Here is a 20,998-nt window from a genome sequence, read left to right on the forward strand (position 1 = left end):
ATGAGGTGGAAACTATGCTAAGAAATTTCTTTATTGGTTTATCTGAAAATCAACTACTGAATCAAGCTGCCCAAAAATACGGCTTTCAACTAGGGGCCCAACAAGTCGTGGCAGGAACTAACATCGAAGAAATGATTACTAGTGTCAAAGAACTTAATCTAGCAGGCATTTCATGCACAATCGACAATTTGGGTGAATTTGTGTACGAAAAGAGCGAGGCCATTGAAGCGAAAGAACAAATCTTAGCGGTAGTGGACGCAATCCAAGAACATCAAGTAGATGCGCACATCTCGATCAAACCATCACAGCTCGGCCTCGATATTGATTATGCGTTTTGCGAACAACAAGTAGAAGAAATCGTCAAACGAGCAAACAAGGTAGGAATGTTTGTTAATTTTGATATGGAAAATCACTCACGGCTTGAACCAACGTTCCGTTTACTAGACGAATTAAAAGCAAAGGGCTATGAAAACGTCGGAACCGTTATCCAAGCTTATTTTCACCGGGCGTTGGGTGATACGAAAAAATACAACGATACACGCATTCGTCTAGTAAAAGGTGCGTATAAAGAGTCACCGGACGTTGCGTATATAGATAAACAAGATATTGACGAAAATTATATTAAGATCATTGAAGAACACTTATTGCACGGAGCGTTTACATCGATTGCGACACATGACCATAACATCATCAATCATGTGAAGCAGTTTGTGAAAGAACATGATATTTCACGTGATCAATTCGAGTTCCAGATGCTGTACGGCTTCCGCCATGAGTTGCAGTTGCAGTTGGCGAAAGAGGGCTATAATTTCTGTACATACGTACCGTTTGGCGAGGATTGGTACGGGTACTTCATGCGCAGACTGGCGGAGCGTCCGCAAAATATGAACTTGATGGTGAAGCAAGTGTTCAATAAGAAAACGAATACTATGATTGGTCTAGTCGCCGGCGCGTTTGTGCTTGGGCGATTAAGCAAGCGTGGGAGTGACGAGAAACATGATGGTGGTTGGGTGAAGTATCGTTGAGCGGAAGGGTAGGGGCAACGTGGATTAACATTTCAGGTGGATGCGCTCATACATTCGTTCAAGCGCTCATTGCTTATGCTTGATCGCTCAATGTTACGTGATATCCGCTCTATCAAGGCCTGCAATCGCTCAATACACGGTCGCGTCTCTACTACTCTCTGAGCTAAATGCAAGATAGTAACGGTGATTGAGTTACCCTTTCTTCTTCTTTCAAAACACTGCTTTCCCCGCAGTGTTTTTTTGTACTCACTTTACAGAAAACATGGGAAATAGTAGTGTTAGAGGTAGTTAAAGTATTATTCACTCTTCAGAACACCAAAGACAGGAGGAGAGTTGATGAAACAACTTTTGGTCATGGTTCTCTGTGCAGCGTTACTGATCGGATGTAATACGAATCGAACATTATCTTACGAGGAAGTCACCATGAAGGACTTGGATAAGGGTGATCAGGTATTCTACCAACACGCGCAGGCTGAAAATGGCGTGTATTTATTTTACGACACGTCAGACGATAAATTGGTCATTTATTTTAACACCTCTCATGAAAATCAGGAAGATTACGCTGTGGACTTTACCAACTTTGACGTAGAAAGCGATGGAGACACGTTGCACATTCTGTATGATAAAAATCAAGACGAAGGCGAATCAAAAACTTTTCAAGAACAGCAATTCTATGAAGTACAATTAGACAAAGAGTATGAAACGATCGAGCTGTTTGAGAATGGAGATATGGCGGCATTCACTTCTATTTATTCATAATTAATATAAAATGAAATGAAATGAGGACGGTTATGAACATTATCAAAGCGAACATTTCCGACGTTCCTATCATCCTTGACGTGATGATTCGGGCGTTCCGAGAATACGAGCATGCTACACCGCCGACGAGTGCGTTGCAAGAGACCGTCGAAAGTGTCACGGTTGAAATGCAAAGTGGTGTACAGGCTTTGATTGGCTATATTGAAGAGGAACCGGTCGCGATGGTTCGTTTTCGATTGGAAGATGAAAGCCTCTATTTTTCTAGATTTTCTGTCGTGCCAGAAAGACAAGGTCAAGGAATCGCGAAAGAAATGCTGCGATATTTAGAGGAGTATGCGACGCAACAAGGGAAGAGAGTAATAGTATGCAAAGTGCGAGCAGATGTCCAGAAAAACATCTCACTCTATCAATCGATCGGCTATCACGTGTGTGAAGAATCTGTACTACATAGAACGGATGGTACGTCGATTGCCGTAGTGTCTATGGAAAAATCGCTAACCTGAGCAGTGGGAGGTCTCGTGCAAGGGGAATATTCGATTCCTGAAAAGACGTTAAATTTATGGGTATACATAGGATGGGGAGTCGCAATAACTATATTATTAGTATCTTATCTATTCCCGAAAAAGAAGCAGTCAGCATAAGTCATGAAAGGGAGGAAATACATATGCACAATAACAATTTGTTGTTTTCGTTTCTATCTATTTTCAGCATATTCATGTATATCATCCCGATTGCATTCCTTATTTTCACTGTATGGTTTGCGTTGAAATTCCTTAAACTACAAGAACGCAAAAATGAAATCCTTCAAACGATCGCAGACAGACTCAATAAGTAGAAGTAAGAAGATGAACCATTTTCAATTCAAACAGAAGGAGAAACACCGTGATAAAAAATAGAACCGCACTTATAAGCGCTGTGGTACTTCTTGCCATTTGCATGTTTTTATTTTTCCCCTACCCAAATAATCCGTTAATCGGAGCTACCGTGACATTCATGTCGTTTCCCATTCAAGCCGATGACAGACTCGTTTGGAAAGGACTAGTAGGCACTCTTTTATTCCTGATCGCGATGGCGCTGCTGATTTACGGATTGAAGAAATTTTATGTTGTGTTAGCTGTGCTTGTGCTCTTCCTGTATGCATTGATCCCGGTGTATCTCATTACGGCATATCAAGAGACAATAGCAAGCGGTATTGGAGCGATTTCCTATGACCAGAAAGGCAAGTGCGCATTTGATACGTTGGACGATAATGAACGGATGAGTGGGGACTGCCAGTTGACTTTGAAAAATCACAGCAAAAAACCCGTATCGTTCGAGCTGGAGTTCTTGGACACTGGGTTTGGCCAAGATGAAATGAAAATGGTGTCACTGATGAATATAGCAGGTCCCTTTAGAATGACAATTGAAGGAAATCGGACAGAATTCATTGAGCTCAATGAAATTTTGGACGTTTCGAACGTGCCGGATCGTATCTATAGCGGATCAACATCAGATGTACATTTCAAGATAATAGAAGGAAAGAAAGAACGCATTTTTTAATGAAGATAAGAAAATGAGGATTGAATATAGCCGACAATAGGGTATTCAATAAAATAGATAAGGAGAGGATCTCATGCTTCGAAAACTATTTTATATTATGTTTACGGCGGTGGTACTCACTGGTTGTCAGACCGCAAATAAGAACAGTACATCGAATACGCCACAAGAGGCAATTGAACAGCTTCATGCTGAAGAAGGTTTTGCGGAAGTCGTGAAAGTCTATCGAACGTTGGAAGTTGATAATAATAAGGTAATCAATGTCTATAAAGGGATATTGGATGGCACGGAAGAAATATTTGTCGCAAAGTTGAACAAAGAGAAAGATGATACATGGACGGTAACGGACGCGATTGGAATCGGTATGCCTTCCGAGGAGAACATAGGGGAGAGTATCAAAACTCCTTCGTTTGAAGCGGGTTTCACAAAGAAGAATAACGCACCGAGTCCTAATACTAAATTGGTTCAGACGGATGACAAAAAGTATAGAGTCTGGGTGAAACTAATCGAATAACACGAAAAGACCGCCAGCTGAGGTACCCCTAAAGTTAGAGTCGTAATCTAACTCTTGGGGTGCACTTCATAACGCGGTCTTTTTTCATGGTCTGCTAAGTAAAATAACAAAATAGACGACCATCGCGAGCAATCCAAGCGGTACACCGACCCGTGCCCATTCGCCACTGCGAATATTGAGCTTACCTGCCGCAATGATATTGGGGATATTACCCGGAATCAACATCCCGCCACTAATAAGTAAACCGAGTAGCAGCGCTTGGATCGTGGATTCGTCCATCGCGGGACTGATTTCCGCAGCAGCGAGCGTCGCGTTGTCGAGTACAGCTGAAATCATGTTGATCCAGTAAAGCGTCAATGGATGAAGATCAAGTAAGTATAGTGTGATCAATGGCTCAAATCCCGCACCAAGCAATGTCAAAGCCAAAACAAATATATACACTTTCACTCCGCGCCCGAAAATACTTATGTATGACTCTGCCGCTTGTCCGGAAGAACGGTGCCGCGAGCGGTTGCGTGGGCGGATCAGGAAGAATGCGAGCAGTCCGAAGACGAATACACCGGCTATAATATCTGTACCAAGCAAGTTCATTAAGTAATAAAAGTCTTCATCCAGTTTATTTGTTGCAATCGTTGAAAGAGGCTCCCCGATCGGTGTCAGCACCGCGCCCATGCCGATTGAGTAACACGCTAATATCACAAAGCGGATTTCTGATATTCGGTCCATTTGCAAGACGGACGCGATAGCTACGAGGACTAGCGCCGCAATGATCGCGGTGATAATACTGGAAATTAAGCCTAATCCCATAATAATTAGCGCTAAGTATAAGCGGAATGGAATGATTCTGCTCCCTGATAATACTGCTTTCTCAAACGGATGTCGTATCCAGCGAAACACGATTCCTGCTACAAGGACCGCAAACGTAATATGCAAAGGATCGTGTAACGCCTTATTCCACAACTCCCACTGAAACACTCCGCTAACAAATGCCGCAGCACAACCCATGACGAATAAAAACAATTCCAAATTACGTTCAATGCGAGGGATTGTAAACGGTAACACTAACACCAACCCTAAAATAATGAGCAATCCAGTGACCATGAGTATCTCCTTTCAGCAATCTTTCTTCTACACTGTATGCAAAACGCCGATTCATCTTGCATACAGTCTGAATAGAATAGAAAAAGAGGAGGACACGCATTGGAAGTTTCAGATATTGTACTGATCCCCGTTATTATCGGATTAACAGAAATTTTAAAAATGAATGGATTGCCAAAGAAACTGATTCCGATCTTTTCTTTACTATTAGGCATCGGTGGCGGGATCTTCTACTTGTTTCCGCATGATTGGAAGTCGGGAATTCTAGGCGGGTTGATTATGGGGTTGTCAGCGAGTGGGTTGTATTCGAGTGGGAAGACGATTGTTAGGAAGCCACCGTGTGATGAGGAAGATGAGAAGTGATTTTCACAAAAATAAGCCCCTTGTTTGTGTCATGAATGGACATGAATGAGGGGATTTGTTGTTTGGTGCGTATATGAATTGCCAAAGATGCTGAAGTTAATCACGGTCTTTACTGTTGTAGTTTGCTATTTGATCCTATAATTTTTACGGAGACGTCACTTTTGGGGCATTATAGCACTAGTAGTACTAACATTATTACTAATTTATGATTCCTTCCCAAAGTTGGTTTCTTATATATATACCCCAATCAATACTTATTGGACTTATACTATTGATTTCCTTCATCAGCCTCATTATGAATCACTTTCAAAAAGAGGATGTCTCAAGATTCAATCCTCTATGGCAAGTTATATTACTGACGTATTTCTTTGTATTAATTATTATCTTTCCTTTAGTAGGGGGTATTTCACGAGTCGATTTATCTTTAACAAATCCTTTTGTTTGGATAATGTTTTTCATAAGTGTTTTTGATATTGTAAAAAGATATAAGAAAATAAAAGTTGATCCAAAACAGAGCTGATGAGTATAAGAATCAAATAATAGAGAATGAGTTTTGTTAGTTGAGATGTGAGGGGGTTTTGGAATTAAACGGTAGTAGTTGTTTATCCCTGTCATCATTGGATTAATCAAAGTCCTGAAAGTGTACGGATTACCAAAGAAGCTGATGCTGAACTTTAGTGAGTAAAAAAAATTGCCTCGCGAGGAAGAAGAGTGAGAGCGGCTTTCCGCTGGTTTACGATTGTGGTATAATCGGCCTCATGATTAGGCCGTTACATAAGGGGGACTTGCATTGGAGATTGATAAAAAGCAACTTATCATAGAAGCAGCCAAACTTTACTATCAATTTGATTATACCCAGCTCGCCATTTCAAAAAAATTAGGCGTCTCAAGGCCGACGGTTTCTCGGCTCCTACAGCAAGCGAAAAAAAATGGCTACGTGAAAATCGACATCATCGATCCATTTCATGATAATAATCAATTAGCAAAATCCTTGCAGCACAAATATCAAATCGAAGAAGTGAAAATTGCGTACTCGGCAGTGGAAGATGAGCGGGATGTGATCCAGGCTATTAGCACAGAAGCGGCGGACTATTTGTATCGAACCGTAAAAGACGGTGATATTCTTGGTGTGACATGGGGCCGGACGATGTATCGGGTGGCCAACGAATTGAAGAAAAAAGATGTAAAAGGAGTCGAGGTCATCCAGCTCAAAGGGGGAATCGGCTTATCGGACGTCAATACATACGATTCTGAAACGGTTTACAAATTTGCGGAAGCCTTCCATACCGTTCCTGGTTACTTGCCGCTTCCCGTCCTAGTCGACACACCTGAAGTCAAAGTCGTGATTGAATCGGACCGGTATATGCACCGGCTCATTGAACTCGGGAGACAAGCGAATATCGCCGTGTTCACGGTGGGCGCTGTCGACAACGAATCGTTGCTGTTCCGTCTCGGCTATTTGACTGCAGAAGAAGAACAGCAACTCCATCAAGAAGCGATTGGCGATATTTGTTCACGCTTCTTCAAACGTACAGGCGAAGTATGTGATACTACCGTCAATGACCGGACGATTGGCATCCAGCTAGAAGAGTTAAAGCAAAAAGAAAAATCCATTCTCGTCGCTGGCGGGAACCGCAAAGTAGAGGCCATCCATGGAGCGCTTAATGGAGGCTATGCGAACGTCTTTATAACGGATCAGTATACGGCACAGGCTTTGTTGCTTCACCAATAGAAACATATGGGAATCCGCTTATTGATAAGCGTGATTCTTTTTTTTATTCGGAATGAACAATGTTTCATCTCCTCTGCACATATGCTCAAAGTCTATGATATACTATACATAAAGTCAGGTCGCAACGGCATCCTAAGGAAAATGGTGTGCAAGAAGCAAAGTGTAAGCGTAACCAACATGCAAGGGAGGAAATATGATGAACGTTGTATTTTATATAACAGGATTGTTGCTCGTGTTAATCGTGGGCTTGATTGTCAGTGTGGACCGCAGGAAAATCCGCTATAAACCGATTGTGATTATGCTGCTGACCCAGCTTGTCTTGACATTTATCTTGTTGAATACAAAAGTGGGCGTAGTCTCCATAGGTTTTGTTTCGGCTTTATTCTCGAAGCTGGTTGACCTTGGGGTAACGGGCGTCAATTTCGTGTTTGGCGGATTGGAAAATGAAGGGGAATACGTATTCTTTTTGAATGTGTTATTGCCAATCGTTTTCATTTCCGTGTTGATTGGTATATTAAATCAATTCAAGATTTTACCGTTCATCATTAAATATGTAGGAATCGTATTGAGTAAGTTGAATGGCATGGGGAAAATGGAGAACTACATAGCCGTATCCTCTGCAGTTCTCGGGCAGTCCGAGGTATTTTTAACTATCAAGGACCAAATGGATGATATTTCGAAAAGACGTTTGTATACGTTTTGTACTTCCGCGATGAGTGCAGTCAGTGTCGCCATCGTTGGTGCATACATGGAAATCATCGAACCGCAGTTTGTCGTAGTGGCGATTGCGCTCAATATTATGTCGGCACTGATTGTAGCAAGTATCATCAACCCTTATGAATTATCGGAAGAAGAAGATACGCTAACGATCGAGTCGAAGAAGAAGTTGTCATTCTTCCAGATGATCAGTGAAAGTATTATGGATGGTTTTAAAGTCGCGGTTATTGTCGCTGCCATGCTGATCGGTTTCATCGCGTTGATGAACGGAATCGATTATCTCTTTGAAATGCTGTTCAACGTTTCCTTCCAGACCATTTTGGGGTATATCTTTGCACCAATCGCCTTTGTAATGGGCGTGCCTTGGGCAGACAGTGTACAAGCCGGCAGCATCATGGCGACCAAACTTGTCACAAACGAATTTGTGGCGATGTTGAGTTTTAGGGAAATTTCGGCAGGCTTGACAACGAAAGCAGTAGGTATGATATCGGTGTTCCTTGTTAGTTTTGCGAATTTCAGTTCCATTGGGATTATTACAGGAGCTGTCAAGGCGTTGAGCTCAAAACAAGGGGACGAAGTGGCGAAAAACGGTTTGAAATTACTTTTGGGTTCAACATTGGCGTCAGTTCTTTCAGCGACTGTCATTGGGCTATTTTTATAATAGAAATCAAATGAAAATTTAAAAACAGGAGTGGTGGATGCTATGCGTATGGTAGATATGATTGAGAAAAAACGAGATGGACATGCGTTGACAAACGAAGAAATTTCATTCGTCATCAATGGATATACGGACGGCTCGATTCCAGATTACCAAATGTCAGCCTTTCAAATGGCGGTATATTTTCAAGGGATGACGTTGGAAGAAACCGCGCAGTTCACAATGGCGATGGTGGAGTCAGGCGACCAAGTCGATTTGTCTGCTATCGAGGGCGTTAAGGTGGATAAACACTCTACAGGCGGAGTTGGCGATACGACAACTCTTGTGCTCGCGCCACTTGTTGCTGCACTCGGTATCCCGGTAGCCAAAATGTCGGGCCGTGGATTGGGTCATACGGGCGGAACACTTGATAAGCTGGAGTCCGTTCCCGGTTTCCATATCGAAATTACAGACAAAGAATTCTTCGATCTCGTCAATACAAACAAAATTGCGGTGATCGGACAATCCGGCAATATCACCCCTGCAGACAAGAAGATTTACAGTCTGCGTGATGTCACGGCAACGGTCAGTTCCATTCCGTTGATCGCAAGCTCAATCATGAGCAAGAAGATTGCGGCGGGATCGGATGCAATTGTTCTCGATGTAAAAGTCGGAACTGGCGCGTTCATGAAAGACCTCGACATGGCTCGTGAACTCGCGGGTGAAATGGTGCAGATTGGAAACAAAATCGGCCGTCAGACGATGGCGGTAATTTCGGACATGAACCAGCCGCTCGGTTATGCCATAGGAAATGCACTCGAAGTTAAAGAAGCCGTCGAAACGTTGCAAGGCAATGGCCCGGAAGATTTGCACGAACTGTGCTTGACGCTCGGCAGCCATATGGTTCGTTTGGCAGGAAAAGCGGACTCGACGGAGGAAGCACGAAAAATGCTCGAAGAAGTTATCCAAAACGGTAAAGCACTTGAGGTATTTAAACTGTTCTTGCAGGCTCAGGGCGGAGACACATCCGTCATTGACGATCTATCGAAGCTTCCTACGGCCCAGTACAAAATAGACGTGCCGGCAAAAGAAGCGGGATATGTCTCTGCGATTACCGCGGATGAAATCGGTACGGCCGCGATGCTTCTAGGTGCGGGACGCGCAACAAAAGAGTCCGAAATCGATTTGGCAGTCGGGCTGGTGCTGCACAAGAAGATCGGTGATTCCGTGGAAGTGGGCGAATCGCTCGTGACGATTCACAGCAATACAGAAGATATCGAAAGCGTAAAAGAAAAGATCTATCATGCCTATGGCGTATCGGCGTCTAAAGTACAGCCCGTCAAATTGGTGCATGACGAAATTACAAGATAATCAAAGGAGTGGTTCGCAAATGAATAAAGCAAAAATGATCGACCATACATTATTGAAAGCCGACGCAACGAAAGACAAAGTCGCGGCGCTCATACAAGAAGCAAAAGACTATCAGTTTAAATCAGTATGCATTAACCCGGGCTGGGTTTCATATGCCGCTGAACAGCTAAAAGGCACCGATGTGTTAGTCTGCACGGTAATCGGTTTCCCTCTTGGAGCGACTACTTCTGCAGTCAAAGCATTCGAAACTAAAGATGCAGTGGCGAACGGAGCAGGAGAAATTGACATGGTCATCAATATCGGAGCACTGAAAGACCGGGATGACGAATGGGTCGAATCAGATATTCGTGCGGTAGTCGAAGCAGCTAACGGTACATTGGTCAAAGTTATCATCGAAACATGCTTGCTGACAGATGAAGAAATCGTCCGTGCATGCGAGCTATCAGTCAAAGCCGGCGCTGATTTCGTCAAGACGTCAACTGGGTTCTCAACAGGTGGCGCGACGATAGAAGACGTGGCTCTTATGCGGAAGACGGTTGGCCCAGACATTGGTGTCAAAGCGTCCGGCGGCGTGCGCAGCGGAGAAGATTTCGATGCGCTAGTCGAAGCAGGGGCTACGCGTATTGGTGCAAGCTCGGGGATAAGCATTGTAAAAGGCGAAGTATCAGACTCGAATTATTAATAGTTCCTTAACAGGACTGTTCTGCATATATGCAGGGCAGTCCTGTTTTTATGGGACAAACCGACCTGTACTGTCTCGGGCAATTGATAGTGTATTTCACGCTTCAACCTGATTGACCGGTCGTGTGTGTCCGGTCATTTTTTATTTTCTGAAAAGTTTCATATATATATGTGCTGTGATGGTAAAATGAAAGGAAAAGAAACAGTACAAAGTGAAATGATCCTTAGCGATTGGCATGTTTATTGAGAAACAAGTAACTGTTGCACTGGTAGCAGAGTTAGCAGAATTACCGCTTGCTGACTTTATTGGTTTACTAAAGACTACGAACATTACTTGGATGGAATACACAGATGAGCATTTAGAAGATGACCTCCAAGCAATTCGGGATATTATAATAACGGAAAATGGTTCAGTATGAAAAAATATAACGAATTCTACGCCAATCATTAGCTTGTCGATTATTGGAAAGCTCTTCTTATTTCATGAACTATTTAAGGAAGTGTATGTACCAGAGGCCGTCTATCAAAAAAAAATGAATAGTAGATCGAATTAGGACTATGGCAGGAAAGAATTAAAGAAGTTTGTAAAGGGGGTCAATTTCAGCGCCTACAGATAAAAAACAAGCAGCTTGTGAGGATATCTATACGGAAAACTACACGAGGGTGAATTAGAAGTCATTGTAGGTGCAAAAGAGCTTGGATTGCAAAATTTTTTACTGGACGAGCGTGCTGCGAGATCATTTTCGAAAAACTTTTCATTTCGCCTCATAGGAACGATAGGTATTCCGCTGTTTGCTTAAAAGAAGAGGTAAACCCACTGTTAGATCTATTAATAGCTAATGGGATTTATCAAAAAAACTTTATAATCAAGTGCTAATTGAAGCGGAAGAAAAGTGGACAAAATGAAAGCTTCCCGACATCTAGGGAAGCGAGCTTCACATGGAAGGCATGTGACATACAAAATAGACATAGTTCTGAATGGATTAGCTGATCAGGATTGCTCAAGTTACAGCAGACCTATAGCATTTTCAAATGACGAAGCTTTTGGTCAAAATTATAAATTTTCTTCATTTAAAAAAGCTTACTCTATTTAGGAATAGTCCTTGTTATCATTTTGCTTAAGTGTGAGACTGTACACGGAAAATTTATAATAGCTTACTCTCTTTAAAAAAGATAAGACATTCATTCATGTCGCCAATAACTAGATTCCTTTCTTGTAAAATCTCAATTTACTTTTCGTAAGTTCGGGGCTCTTTACTATGTATTTCTGGAGAGGTTAATTTAACTCCCTCCAAGATATAAAAAATGACCCGCCTTGTTTCGCCTTGCAAAGCGATAAAAATTTGAAGGATTTATATAATCTGCAGTGTTTGTGGATAAATTATTGGGCGTGAAACAGGCCAGACAATTTACCATTTAATTAAAGATGGAAATAAAGACTTTAAGGATATTACTCTTCACACGAAGATGTTTGTAAGTGAAATGTAAATATATTTATCGACCTTTTTTGTTATGGGAGATGGTGCAAAGTTTACGGCTGGCTATGTTTGGCAGCGTCTCAATTGGCTCCGCTCGTTACAGTTCAAGGGTTCTTATTAGGTTAATAGGCAGGGACTAGGATGGAGGTTTGAAAAAGGTTTTATTAGTTATATTGTCTATTATTCAGGTGCTACTTTGATTTTTGTAGCAATTAAATATAGTGAGAAGAAACGGTGGAAAGGCACTTTGATCACTACATAAACGAACACAGCGATCATGGTGATAAATTATCTAGAGAAACCAATTACAATTTGAAACTTGGTAAGTTTTATAGTGCCAATTACTTTTTATGCTGAGCAGCATTTGATCTTTTTCTCTGTTCAATTTCTTTGCTAAGAACTTCATTAATTTCATTATAGGATAGACCAGATTCTGCATTAAGTTTTTTTACTTCGTCTATATTCGTTCCTGCTACCGTATATTTCTTCTTATCCATATGATAATCTCCCTTTACGTTCTATTTTTCGAATAGGCGCCTATTTATGTTCCCTATACTCTTTATGACTGGCATAGAGCATCCTGTATTAACCTTGACTTTGTTTATGTTTGGGATTTTCGCAAATTGGCTTGACAGATGGTCTGACTTTCATGGTTTTTATCCCCTTTATATAGGTGTGTGATAATAGTGGAAACATCTAGGCACTGCAATCTTTTAACTGAATATATAAGTATGATTTCCTATATTTCATTTATTATGTACATTGATTTGAAAAAGCTTTCGCATTAATGGCAACCTCTTTGGAAATAAGAGGTTTTAGTTATAAAAACGCTAAAAACAGAACCCTACTCCAGTTACACCGTCTATTGATTTTACCTTACAAAAACTATATGCTTAGTAACAGTTACATAGAGTATTTTGGTTCTTTGTCTAGTATGCAAAGAGTAAATAGGAATCAGGTGAAAATCCTGAGCGGTCCGGCCACTGTAATAGGGAGAAAATGTGCCCTAAAGTCAGGAGACTTGCCAAAGTATGTAAACATGACACCTTCCGGTAAAGGGTGATTTGTGTATCATTCAATTTGTGCAGTTTAATTATTGAACATACATGGTCCCCATCTCATTCAGGAGGTGGGGACTTTTTGAATTCAATATTATTGCGCACCGTACACCTTTTATAATGAAGAAAGGAAGAGTTGGATGAAAAATACGAAGAATGCATTCATGAAATACAAAAACTATATCTACTACAGTCTTATCGTCTTACTGCTATTTAGCACGATTACATATGCGACGACTTCTAATGAACAAGCCGCTGCATTTGATTTCAATGAAAAAGTAGAGGCTTCTACGCTGAAATTAGCTGGCGGCGGGGATGAATCTTCCGATACTGATACCAATAAGATGATAGAAAGTGATGCCAATCCAGAAGATCTATCGAAATCACAAGAACCGACAAATACGGACAAGTCACAAGAGAAACCGGAAGAAAAGCCGCAAAATCAACCACTCAACAAACTAGGAACTACCCATGCACCACTTAACTCATCGAAAACGAATGACAAGACCAATACATCTGCTGAGGGCAACAACAAACCCGCACCAGAAAAAACAAAACCGAATACGAATACAGATATAGAAATCGTCGATGTGGCGGATCAACAAAATCGCTACTTCACGACGAACATCAAAAATAACGAAACGGTCACTGATCCGGTATATGTCGTCACCGTAAACCACTTGGACGATTCTCTCATTCCCCAGGAAATGAACGTGATGTTAAACGGCAAACAACTGAATGACTTTACAGGCGAAATCATATTTATTGAAGGTACGAATGACATTCAATTTCAAGTTATCTATAAACAATCAGACAATACACTACTTCGTGTCAGTCAATCGTACCGTGTGACGTTAAATAGTGACGATATCATCATCAAGACGGACTTAAAAGATCAAAAAGTGATGGAAGAGACGCTGACGTTCACCGCAACAGCTGCGCAAGGGGAAAAAGATGCGAAGCTGAAAGTGGTAAGTAATCATCAAGAACTAAAACCACTAGCTGGGAGTTCGTATACAGCTACATTAGTTGAAGGGGAAAACACGCTCAAGCTCACCGCGCAACTCCATGGGAAAAAAGCGGAACAGACCTACACCGTGATCTATGAGAAAGAAAAAATCGCTATTTCATTGGAAACAGACTTAAAAGACCAGCAAGCAAATAGCGAAGATTTTTCATTCTACGCGAAAGCTACTGCAAATGAAGTGGATGTAACTCTTAAGATTACCGTAAATGATCAACTAGTAAAATCGTCAGACGGCATGAATTATCGTGTGCAGCTGATCAATGGAACGAATACTGTCAAAGTCGCTGGACACTATCAAGACGAACAATTGGAACGACAGTACACAATCACTTATAAAGATCCGAATGTGAACGAAAAACCACAAGTCGATCCGGATGCACCGAAACTGGTGACCGATTTGAAGTCAGGTAGCACAGTTAAAGGGGATATTAAGACGATCAACGTCTGGCCGGTAACCGCTTCGGGTGAACGTATTCGAGGGAAAAACGTCCAAGTGCAAGTCAATGGGGCGAATATTCCGTTCACATGGGATGACAGTGCGAAAACGAGTTATAAACTGACATTGCAGACGGGACAAAACAACGTCACGATCAAAGTATGGGACGATGAAGGACGCACGGTGAGTGAAACATTTACGGTTACGTCAGTAGCACCGGCAGAAGACGGTGTCATCGGACAAGTAACGATCAGTCTAGAAGCTTCTGTACTAGGTATCCCTTATCTCATCAAGCCGACGAAGATGGATATACACCAAGGCGAAAAAGGTTCCTATATTCTGGATCAGCTACTTCGCAATAATGGATATGAATATGGCAAAACTGGAAACCTCGACAGTAGTTTCTACCTGCGTGACGTCAGTAAGCCAGGCATGCTAAACGGACTCCATATTCCTGATGATCTATGGGAAGTAGTCGAGAAGGTGTCCACCACATCAAATCGCGACATCTACTCACCGGATAGCCTAAGTGAATTCGATTTCGCAAACGGCTCCGGCTGGATGTATAGCGTCAATGGCGATTACCCGAACTATGGATTCTCGGATGCGTATTTCCTCGATGGAGATGTGGTGCGAGTTCGCTACACACTTCATTATGGGAAAGATATTGGCGGGCATGACAGTTCAGGTGAAAGCGGAGCGAATTGGAATAAAGAATGGTAAGGAAAGAGAAGTGACGGAATGAGAAATATTTATGCATGGCTAGTGACAGTCGTGATAATGACGGCGGTACTCCTGCCGTCTGTTGCGTTCGCGACACCTGAAAGTGAAGAATCATTGCTGCACACAATTGAACAAATTATTGCGTGGAAAAAACAAGATGAGAATATTGCAGAGTCTGACCCATTGCTGAGCAAGCCGTTTCTTGCGCATGCGGGGAACACGAACGGTGACTGGTATCCGATAGGCCTCGGGCGCATTGGCTATCCTGACGATTACCAGGCGTATCTCGCGGTCATCAAGAACAATGTGATAGAACGCTATAAAACGAAAGATCAGCTCAGCGATATGAAAGCGACGGAATGGCACCGGATTTCATTGGCGATATTGGCAGCTGGCGGTGATCCGACGGCGGTTGGGGATAGTAACTTGATCGCGGACGGCACGTATAACCGTGGATTGAAAACGTCTTTAGGTGCACAAGGTATCAACGGCTGGATCTGGGGGCTGATTACGCTCGACAGTATGCGTTATAAAGTGCCGGATGACGCGGACATGACAAGAATCGAGGTCATTAAAGAAATTATCTCACTGCAACTTGAAGATGGCGGATTTTCGTTCTATCAAGACGAAGCAGAAACGGATATGACCGCCATGACAATCCAAGCGCTCGCGCCATATTACCAAAGCATGGAAGAGTTCACTTATACACAAAAAGATACAGGTGAAAATGTTACAAAAACGATTCACACGATTGTCGACGAAGCACTAGAAAAGTTATCGGATATGCAAACATCAACTGGTGGCTTCAGCACGCAAGATGACGACAACGTCGAAAGTGCGGCACAAGTACTCGTTGCGCTGACGTTACTCGGTATCCATCCGGATGAAGACGAACGCTTTAAAAAAGGCGACAACTCCTTGCTTGATTTCATTATGGATTACCAAATGGAAGATGGCGGTTTTGTTCACGCCAAAACATATAACGCGGACAATCCTTCTTCATTACCGGATGAATCGAACTCGATGGCTACGGAGCAAGTTCTCTATGCACTTGTATCGCTCTACCGACTGGAAAACGGTTACCGTACGATGTATGATTTCCGTCCTGAAAACCCGCAAGAGATGAAGCAGCAAATGCTGAAGTTGATGGAAGACATTGACGACATCCATGAACATACCGATGCCAAACAGCTTCAGCAATTGCTTGATACATATGAAAACTTTCCTATAGAGGAGCGTTCCTATGTCTACAACTTCCATAAGCTCGCGGAAGCTGCAACAAAGCAATCGATCCAACTCGATCTTCCTGCATTCAGCGAAGCGTATGAAATTAATACGAAAGGCAATGGCGCGATTGCACCGATCTATCAGGAGCAAACCGCGCCACGAAATATTACCGAACAAGATGTAGAAAAAATCGACGCAATTTCTACCCCCTTGACGACAGAGCATTATATTGACGTCATTTCGATGATCGATCAGTTCGAACAAGCCGACAATAAAAGCGACTTTGAAAAAGAATTGGCTCAGCTATACGAATACAAAGAAGAAATGGAGAAAATGGAAGCCGAGATTCAAAGCATTAATGATATGGTGCTCGATCAACTGTATCCATTCAATGAATTAACAAGTAAAGATCGAGACAACGTCGATGCGATTCTCGAGCGATTCAACGCGCTATCTCCGTACGATCAAGGGAAAGTCTTGAACTATGAAGACCTCAAGAAATCGAAAACTCAAATTGACAATGCCGTGAGAGCGAAGCGCATTTCATGGGCACTCGGAATCGTTGCAGTAGGTTTAATCATCGTAGTGATGAGTAGAATCCAAAAAAGAAGGCGTCAAAGAGATTAGAGGGATATAATGAAGAAAGATCTATTAGTTGTAGCATTCATCCTCTTTATCGTCGGGTGGCTCGTCACGGGGACGAAGATTCAATCCGTGGAAGAGTATTACTTGACCCATATCGACGAAATTACGGAAGACTCGGAGACGGTGACGCTTGAAATACGCAGTGACACCGTTCTCGACGCGATGGACAAGCTGAAACCGGGTCTCGAAAAGTATGTAGAACCAGACGGTGAGATCCTTAAAAAAACGGAGTACGTGCTGCGCAGTGGCGATACCGCGTTTGATTTACTCGACCGCGCGACACGTCATCACCGCATCCCGGTGGAGTACCAAGGAGCTGACTACAATATTTACAACAGTATTTACGTCCAAGGCATTAACTACTTATATGAGTTTAATTGCGGTCCGTTAAGTGGCTGGATGTACAAAGTGAACGGCGAATTCCCGAGCCGTGGCGTTAGTCAATACGAGCTGCAAGACGGCGATGAAGTGGAGTTCCATTACACATGTGATGTAGGTAGAGATCTAGTTGGCTATATACGACAATCAAAGAAAGTAGGAAACTAGATGAGCGCATTCTCAAACTTTCACCCTATATTGCTACTTGTCTACGTTACAGTCGTTGTTGTCACGATGTTCAGCTCTTTTCATCCGATCATCGTGGCGCTTGCTTTGATCGGCGGTATTCTGTACTTCTTCATTCTGCACGGAATTCGGACCGCAAGTAAAGACGTGGTCTATTACTTTTTCGTCTTCCTGCTAATTGCCGTAGCCTATCCATCGTATGTACATAACGGTTTCACCCCATTGTTTTTCCTCAATGATCACGCGGTGACACTTGAAGCGGTGACGAAAGGACTTGTCCTGGCAGGTGCCGTTGTCGCCACGTGTTTTTGGACAAAGAGCTATTTCGAGATATTTACGACGAATAAAGTGCTTGCCGTACTGACACGAGTGTCCGCTAACCTCGGCATCCTCGTTTCCATGCTGTGGCGTTTTATTCCGTTATTTAAAACGAAATGGCATGAAAAGCAAATGGCACAACGCGGAATCGGCTATTACAAAGTAAACAGCAGAGTGGAAAAATTTCGCCGCGCATTCGCACTGTGGCGCCAGACGCTCGTACAGACAGCGGAATTAGTCTTCGTGAAGCCAGATGTCATGAAGGCACGGGGCTATGGCATGACAAAAGCGAGAACGCAGTATAGAGTGATGCGGTTCACGAAACGAGACGGAATATTGACGATTGGACTGGTGTTATTTCTTCTTTACTATATTGGGTACTTCTCGCAGCACCAGACGCAGTATTATCCCGAAATCAGTGAACAGACACTAGGCGCAGGACATTACGTCATCATCGGCTTGCTTATGTTCTACCCGTTTATCTATGAAGCGAAGGAGAGTGTCAAATGGCGATACTTACAGTCGAAAATCTGAACTTCCGTTACGAAGAACATCATGTTTTGCAAGACGTGTCTTTTTGGATTAAGCGTGGAGAATTCGTGACACTTTTTGGTCCTACTGGTTCAGGAAAGTCTACGTTATTGAAAATGTTGAAGCGGGAAATGCGACCGAACGGTAAACTAAGCGGCACGGTGTACTTCAACGGTGAAAAATTCGATGAACTGCCCGCATCGACTACGGCGACTGCGATTGGCTACATGATGCAAAATCCAGATGAACAAATGGTCATGGAGAAAGTGTGGCAGGAGTTGGCATTCGGTCTCGAGAATATGGGCGTGTCGACGGAAGACATGCAGCGGAAAATCGCTGAAGTGGCCAGTTTCTTCGGCATCCAAAACTGGTTGCATGACAGTATGAGTGATTTATCAGGCGGACAGAAACAACTTGTCAATCTTGCGGCGGTGCTTGCGATGGAGCCGGATATTTTATTGCTCGACGAACCGACTTCTCAACTCGACCCCATTGCGGCGTCTGAGTTTCTGTCACTTCTGGAGAAAATCAATCGCGAACTTGGCATGACGATGTTAATTGTTGAGCATCGACTGGAAGAGTTATTACCGGTGTGCGACAGAGTATTGTACATGGAAAACGGCTCGCTTCTATATGATACGACACCGAAATCGATTGGAAACTCCTTGCTTGAACATCCGATGCTCGACGCGCTGACTACAGCGATGCGTGTCTATTATAAGCTCGGATTCCGTGATGAGACACCGATTACGGTGCGTGATGGGATTGATTTCATTCGGCACTATCAACCGGCCGTTCTACCGACGGAACCGATGAAAAAAAAGCATCCACCGCTCATCACGGTGAAAAATCTGTATTTCCGATACAATAGGAAGAGTGATGATCTACTCGCCGATATGACGTTTACCGTACATCGAGGTGAAATCTTCACGATTGTCGGTGGCAATGGAGTCGGTAAATCTTCGTTACTAAAGGTACTCGCCGGACTGCATAAGCCGTATGCAGGTAAAGTATGGTTCGATGACGTCGCACCCGGCAAGTGGAAAGGGAATATCGTCTTATTGCCGCAAAACCCGCAAGCTTTATTCATGTACTCGACTGTGAAAGAAGAGCTAATCCACGCGGTTCCTGTGCAAAAATTGCCGAAAGAACAGAGGGAATCGATAGTATCAAGTATGATGAAACAGTTACATATCGAACATTTATCAGAAAGAAATCCGTTTGACTTAAGTGGAGGAGAACAGCAGAAGACCGCGCTTGCAAAATTATTACTGCATAAACCGGATATTTTATTGCTGGATGAGCCGACTAAAGGAATGGATGTTATGTCGAAACAAGAAGTGACGCAGTTGATCCGAACACTCCAAAAGCAGCATATCACGACGATTATCGTGACGCATGATATTGAATTTGCAGCAGAAGTTTCTACACGTGTCGGCATGCTGTTCGATCAATCACTCATCGGGATCAATCATCCGAAAACGTTTTTCACATCAAACCGCTTTTACACAACCGCGGCCAGCAAGATCGCACGCGGATTATTCCCATATGCCATCACAGCGGAAGACATCGTTACTGCTGTGAACTTGAACAACAGGAGGAACTAAAAAATGAGCAATCCATCAACACAAGTACTTCATGAAATGAAAAAAGTAATTAACGGGAAAGACGATGTCATACAAAAAGTATGGATGACGTTCTTAGCCGGTGGGCATGTACTAGTAGAAGATTTACCAGGAGTCGGGAAAACGACACTTGCGAAAGCATTTAGCCGAGTCGTCGGTCTTGATTCGAACCGCATCCAGTTCACGCCAGACGTCGTCGCGTCTGATGTCATCGGCTTCACGATGTTTGACAAAGAGAAAAATGAATTCGTCTTTAAAGAAGGCGCGGTCATGTGCAACTTATTACTCGGAGATGAAATTAACCGGACGTCTTCTAGAACGCAAGCGGCATTACTTGAAGCGATGCAAGAGAAACAAGTGACAGTGGACGGCGTGACATATCCACTCCCAGCACCGTTTCACGTAATTGCGACGCAAAACCCGTATGGCACAATCGGTACGCAGCCGCTACCAACCGCGCAAATTGACCGTTTCATGACGAAGTTGAGCGTAGGATATCCGGATTTTGAAGACCAAGTTGAGATGTTGAAAAACCGTCAGCAGACAGATCCGTTATCTTCACTTACACAAGTCATTACGAAAAACGAATTGCTCGCGCTACAGCAGCAAGTACAGAACTTGTTCATTCATGAGGAGATCTTACGCTATGTCACAGCACTAACCGAGAAAACGAGAAATCACCCATCGATCCATCAAGGAATCAGCCCGCGTGGCGCTCTCGCTCTTTGCCAGATGGCGAAAGCACATGCCTTCTTACAAGAGCGTGATTACGTTATTCCAGAAGATATCCACGCCGTGTGGTTGCCAACGAGCCGACACCGCATCGTCATGTCGAGTGTACCTGGTGCGGAACATGAGCAGGATACGCTACTCGAAAAATTACTGCTAAGTGTTGCCACGCCCGACCAAGCAATGCTTGCGACATTTTGAGGG

21 protein-coding genes, 1 pseudogene and 1 riboswitch are annotated in these 20,998 nt (G+C 43.0%); of the genes and pseudogenes, 19 read left to right on the forward strand and 3 right to left on the reverse strand.

All coding sequences use genetic code 11. The features are described 5' to 3' along the window. The first annotated feature begins 14 nt into the window (after positions 1–14). From H605_RS17585 to H605_RS0108040, 6 genes are all read left to right on the forward strand, one after another. Positions 15–1,025, forward strand: coding sequence for a proline dehydrogenase family protein (locus tag H605_RS17585; RefSeq protein WP_051210513.1), 1,011 nt, complete (start codon positions 15–17; stop codon positions 1,023–1,025). A gap of 336 nt (positions 1,026–1,361) precedes the next feature. Then, positions 1,362–1,784 carry a hypothetical protein gene (locus H605_RS0108020; RefSeq protein WP_029053745.1) on the forward strand — a complete coding sequence of 141 codons (423 nt, stop codon included), beginning with the start codon at positions 1,362–1,364 and terminating at the stop codon, positions 1,782–1,784. Between the two features lie 32 nt (positions 1,785–1,816). Further along, complete coding sequence (locus H605_RS0108025) at positions 1,817–2,287, forward strand: GNAT family N-acetyltransferase (protein ID WP_029053746.1); 471 nt, start codon at positions 1,817–1,819, stop codon at positions 2,285–2,287. Positions 2,288–2,448: 161 nt separating this feature from the next. After that, the gene (locus H605_RS18905) at positions 2,449–2,619 is read left to right on the forward strand and encodes a hypothetical protein (RefSeq protein WP_155979494.1); all 171 of its coding nucleotides are present in this window, start codon (positions 2,449–2,451) and stop codon (positions 2,617–2,619) included. Between the two features lie 47 nt (positions 2,620–2,666). Then, positions 2,667–3,323 carry a bL19 family ribosomal protein gene (locus H605_RS0108035; protein ID WP_029053747.1) on the forward strand — a complete coding sequence of 219 codons (657 nt, stop codon included), beginning with the start codon at positions 2,667–2,669 and terminating at the stop codon, positions 3,321–3,323. A 73-nt stretch (positions 3,324–3,396) separates the two neighbouring features. Further along, entirely contained in the window at positions 3,397–3,834 is a 438-nt protein-coding gene (locus H605_RS0108040) for a hypothetical protein (RefSeq protein ID WP_029053748.1), read from the forward strand. An 84-nt stretch (positions 3,835–3,918) separates the two neighbouring features. Here H605_RS0108040 and H605_RS0108045 read toward each other — a convergent pair whose 3' ends face one another. Continuing rightward, positions 3,919–4,935, reverse strand: a complete 1,017-nt coding sequence (locus H605_RS0108045) for a DUF1646 family protein (RefSeq protein WP_029053749.1) — start codon at positions 4,933–4,935, stop codon at positions 3,919–3,921. 99 nt (positions 4,936–5,034) lie between these two features. Between H605_RS0108045 and H605_RS0108050 the strand changes: the two genes are divergently transcribed. The 7 genes and pseudogenes from H605_RS0108050 to H605_RS19755 all read left to right on the forward strand — a co-directional run bounded on the left by H605_RS0108050 (position 5,035) and on the right by H605_RS19755 (position 11,233). Next, positions 5,035–5,295 carry a hypothetical protein gene (locus H605_RS0108050; RefSeq protein ID WP_029053750.1) on the forward strand — a complete coding sequence of 87 codons (261 nt, stop codon included), beginning with the start codon at positions 5,035–5,037 and terminating at the stop codon, positions 5,293–5,295. Between the two features lie 790 nt (positions 5,296–6,085). After that, positions 6,086–7,027, forward strand: coding sequence for a sugar-binding transcriptional regulator (locus tag H605_RS0108055; RefSeq protein ID WP_029053751.1), 942 nt, complete (start codon positions 6,086–6,088; stop codon positions 7,025–7,027). A gap of 196 nt (positions 7,028–7,223) precedes the next feature. After that, positions 7,224–8,405: a NupC/NupG family nucleoside CNT transporter gene (locus H605_RS0108060; protein ID WP_029053752.1), complete on the forward strand. Its 1,182-nt coding sequence runs from the start codon at positions 7,224–7,226 to the stop codon at positions 8,403–8,405. Between the two features lie 42 nt (positions 8,406–8,447). Continuing rightward, the gene (locus H605_RS0108065) at positions 8,448–9,752 is read left to right on the forward strand and encodes a pyrimidine-nucleoside phosphorylase (protein ID WP_029053753.1); all 1,305 of its coding nucleotides are present in this window, start codon (positions 8,448–8,450) and stop codon (positions 9,750–9,752) included. Between the two features lie 19 nt (positions 9,753–9,771). Beyond that, the gene (deoC, locus tag H605_RS0108070) at positions 9,772–10,434 is read left to right on the forward strand and encodes a deoxyribose-phosphate aldolase (RefSeq protein ID WP_029053754.1); all 663 of its coding nucleotides are present in this window, start codon (positions 9,772–9,774) and stop codon (positions 10,432–10,434) included. Between the two features lie 235 nt (positions 10,435–10,669). Next, positions 10,670–10,852: a UPF0175 family protein gene (locus H605_RS17590; RefSeq protein WP_051210514.1), complete on the forward strand. Its 183-nt coding sequence runs from the start codon at positions 10,670–10,672 to the stop codon at positions 10,850–10,852. Positions 10,853–10,885: 33 nt separating this feature from the next. Then, a pseudogene (locus H605_RS19755) lies at positions 10,886–11,233 on the forward strand (PIN domain-containing protein). Between the two features lie 1,019 nt (positions 11,234–12,252). On the opposite strand, the gene H605_RS19130 reads toward H605_RS19755, so the two are convergent. Next, positions 12,253–12,408 (reverse strand): hypothetical protein, encoded by a 156-nt coding sequence (locus H605_RS19130; protein WP_169535192.1) that lies wholly within the window; start codon positions 12,406–12,408, stop codon positions 12,253–12,255. 88 nt (positions 12,409–12,496) lie between these two features. Continuing rightward, positions 12,497–12,562, reverse strand: a complete 66-nt coding sequence (rpmJ, locus tag H605_RS19715; protein WP_369802809.1) for a 50S ribosomal protein L36 — start codon at positions 12,560–12,562, stop codon at positions 12,497–12,499. 250 nt (positions 12,563–12,812) lie between these two features. Further along, positions 12,813–12,954, forward strand: a riboswitch (cobalamin riboswitch). Between the two features lie 155 nt (positions 12,955–13,109). Between rpmJ and H605_RS0108085 the strand changes: the two genes are divergently transcribed. From H605_RS0108085 to H605_RS0108110, 6 genes are read left to right on the forward strand one after another with little or no spacing between them, the layout of a single operon-like run. Continuing rightward, positions 13,110–15,155, forward strand: coding sequence for a DUF4430 domain-containing protein (locus tag H605_RS0108085; protein ID WP_029053755.1), 2,046 nt, complete (start codon positions 13,110–13,112; stop codon positions 15,153–15,155). An 18-nt stretch (positions 15,156–15,173) separates the two neighbouring features. Then, entirely contained in the window at positions 15,174–17,009 is a 1,836-nt protein-coding gene (locus H605_RS0108090) for a prenyltransferase/squalene oxidase repeat-containing protein (RefSeq protein ID WP_029053756.1), read from the forward strand. 9 nt (positions 17,010–17,018) lie between these two features. Then, positions 17,019–17,573 (forward strand): DUF4430 domain-containing protein, encoded by a 555-nt coding sequence (locus tag H605_RS0108095; protein ID WP_029053757.1) that lies wholly within the window; start codon positions 17,019–17,021, stop codon positions 17,571–17,573. Beyond that, complete coding sequence (locus H605_RS0108100) at positions 17,574–18,443, forward strand: energy-coupling factor transporter transmembrane component T (RefSeq protein WP_029053758.1); 870 nt, start codon at positions 17,574–17,576, stop codon at positions 18,441–18,443. It begins immediately after the preceding gene. After that, a complete protein-coding gene (locus tag H605_RS0108105; RefSeq protein ID WP_029053759.1) occupies positions 18,416–20,047 on the forward strand; it encodes an ABC transporter ATP-binding protein in 1,632 nt (543 codons plus the stop codon). Before H605_RS0108100 ends, H605_RS0108105 begins: the two co-directional genes overlap by 28 nt. A gap of 3 nt (positions 20,048–20,050) precedes the next feature. Further along, positions 20,051–20,995, forward strand: coding sequence for an AAA family ATPase (locus H605_RS0108110; protein WP_029053760.1), 945 nt, complete (start codon positions 20,051–20,053; stop codon positions 20,993–20,995). The last annotated feature ends 3 nt before the right edge of the window (positions 20,996–20,998 follow it).

Source organism: Sporosarcina ureae DSM 2281 (assembly GCF_000425545.1).
Taxonomy (GTDB): domain Bacteria; phylum Bacillota; class Bacilli; order Bacillales_A; family Planococcaceae; genus Sporosarcina; species Sporosarcina ureae.

Bases quoted from the DNA above. Each gene is read 5' to 3' on its own strand.
- H605_RS17585 (WP_051210513.1), top strand. From the start codon at position 15: ATGCTAAGAAATTTCTTTATTGGTTTATCTGAAAATCAACTACTGAAT.
- H605_RS0108020 (WP_029053745.1), top strand. From the start codon at position 1,362: ATGAAACAACTTTTGGTCATGGTTCTCTGTGCAGCGTTACTGATCGGA.
- H605_RS0108025 (WP_029053746.1), top strand. From the start codon at position 1,817: ATGAACATTATCAAAGCGAACATTTCCGACGTTCCTATCATCCTTGAC.
- H605_RS18905 (WP_155979494.1), top strand. From the start codon at position 2,449: ATGCACAATAACAATTTGTTGTTTTCGTTTCTATCTATTTTCAGCATA.
- H605_RS0108040 (WP_029053748.1), top strand. From the start codon at position 3,397: ATGCTTCGAAAACTATTTTATATTATGTTTACGGCGGTGGTACTCACT.
- H605_RS0108045 (WP_029053749.1), bottom strand. From the start codon at position 4,935: ATGGTCACTGGATTGCTCATTATTTTAGGGTTGGTGTTAGTGTTACCG.
- H605_RS0108060 (WP_029053752.1), top strand. From the start codon at position 7,224: ATGAACGTTGTATTTTATATAACAGGATTGTTGCTCGTGTTAATCGTG.
- H605_RS0108065 (WP_029053753.1), top strand. From the start codon at position 8,448: ATGCGTATGGTAGATATGATTGAGAAAAAACGAGATGGACATGCGTTG.
- deoC (WP_029053754.1), top strand. From the start codon at position 9,772: ATGAATAAAGCAAAAATGATCGACCATACATTATTGAAAGCCGACGCA.
- H605_RS17590 (WP_051210514.1), top strand. From the start codon at position 10,670: ATGTTTATTGAGAAACAAGTAACTGTTGCACTGGTAGCAGAGTTAGCA.
- H605_RS19130 (WP_169535192.1), bottom strand. From the start codon at position 12,408: ATGGATAAGAAGAAATATACGGTAGCAGGAACGAATATAGACGAAGTA.
- H605_RS0108085 (WP_029053755.1), top strand. From the start codon at position 13,110: ATGAAAAATACGAAGAATGCATTCATGAAATACAAAAACTATATCTAC.
- H605_RS0108090 (WP_029053756.1), top strand. From the start codon at position 15,174: ATGAGAAATATTTATGCATGGCTAGTGACAGTCGTGATAATGACGGCG.
- H605_RS0108095 (WP_029053757.1), top strand. From the start codon at position 17,019: ATGAAGAAAGATCTATTAGTTGTAGCATTCATCCTCTTTATCGTCGGG.
- H605_RS0108100 (WP_029053758.1), top strand. From the start codon at position 17,574: ATGAGCGCATTCTCAAACTTTCACCCTATATTGCTACTTGTCTACGTT.
- H605_RS0108105 (WP_029053759.1), top strand. From the start codon at position 18,416: ATGGCGATACTTACAGTCGAAAATCTGAACTTCCGTTACGAAGAACAT.
- H605_RS0108110 (WP_029053760.1), top strand. From the start codon at position 20,051: ATGAGCAATCCATCAACACAAGTACTTCATGAAATGAAAAAAGTAATT.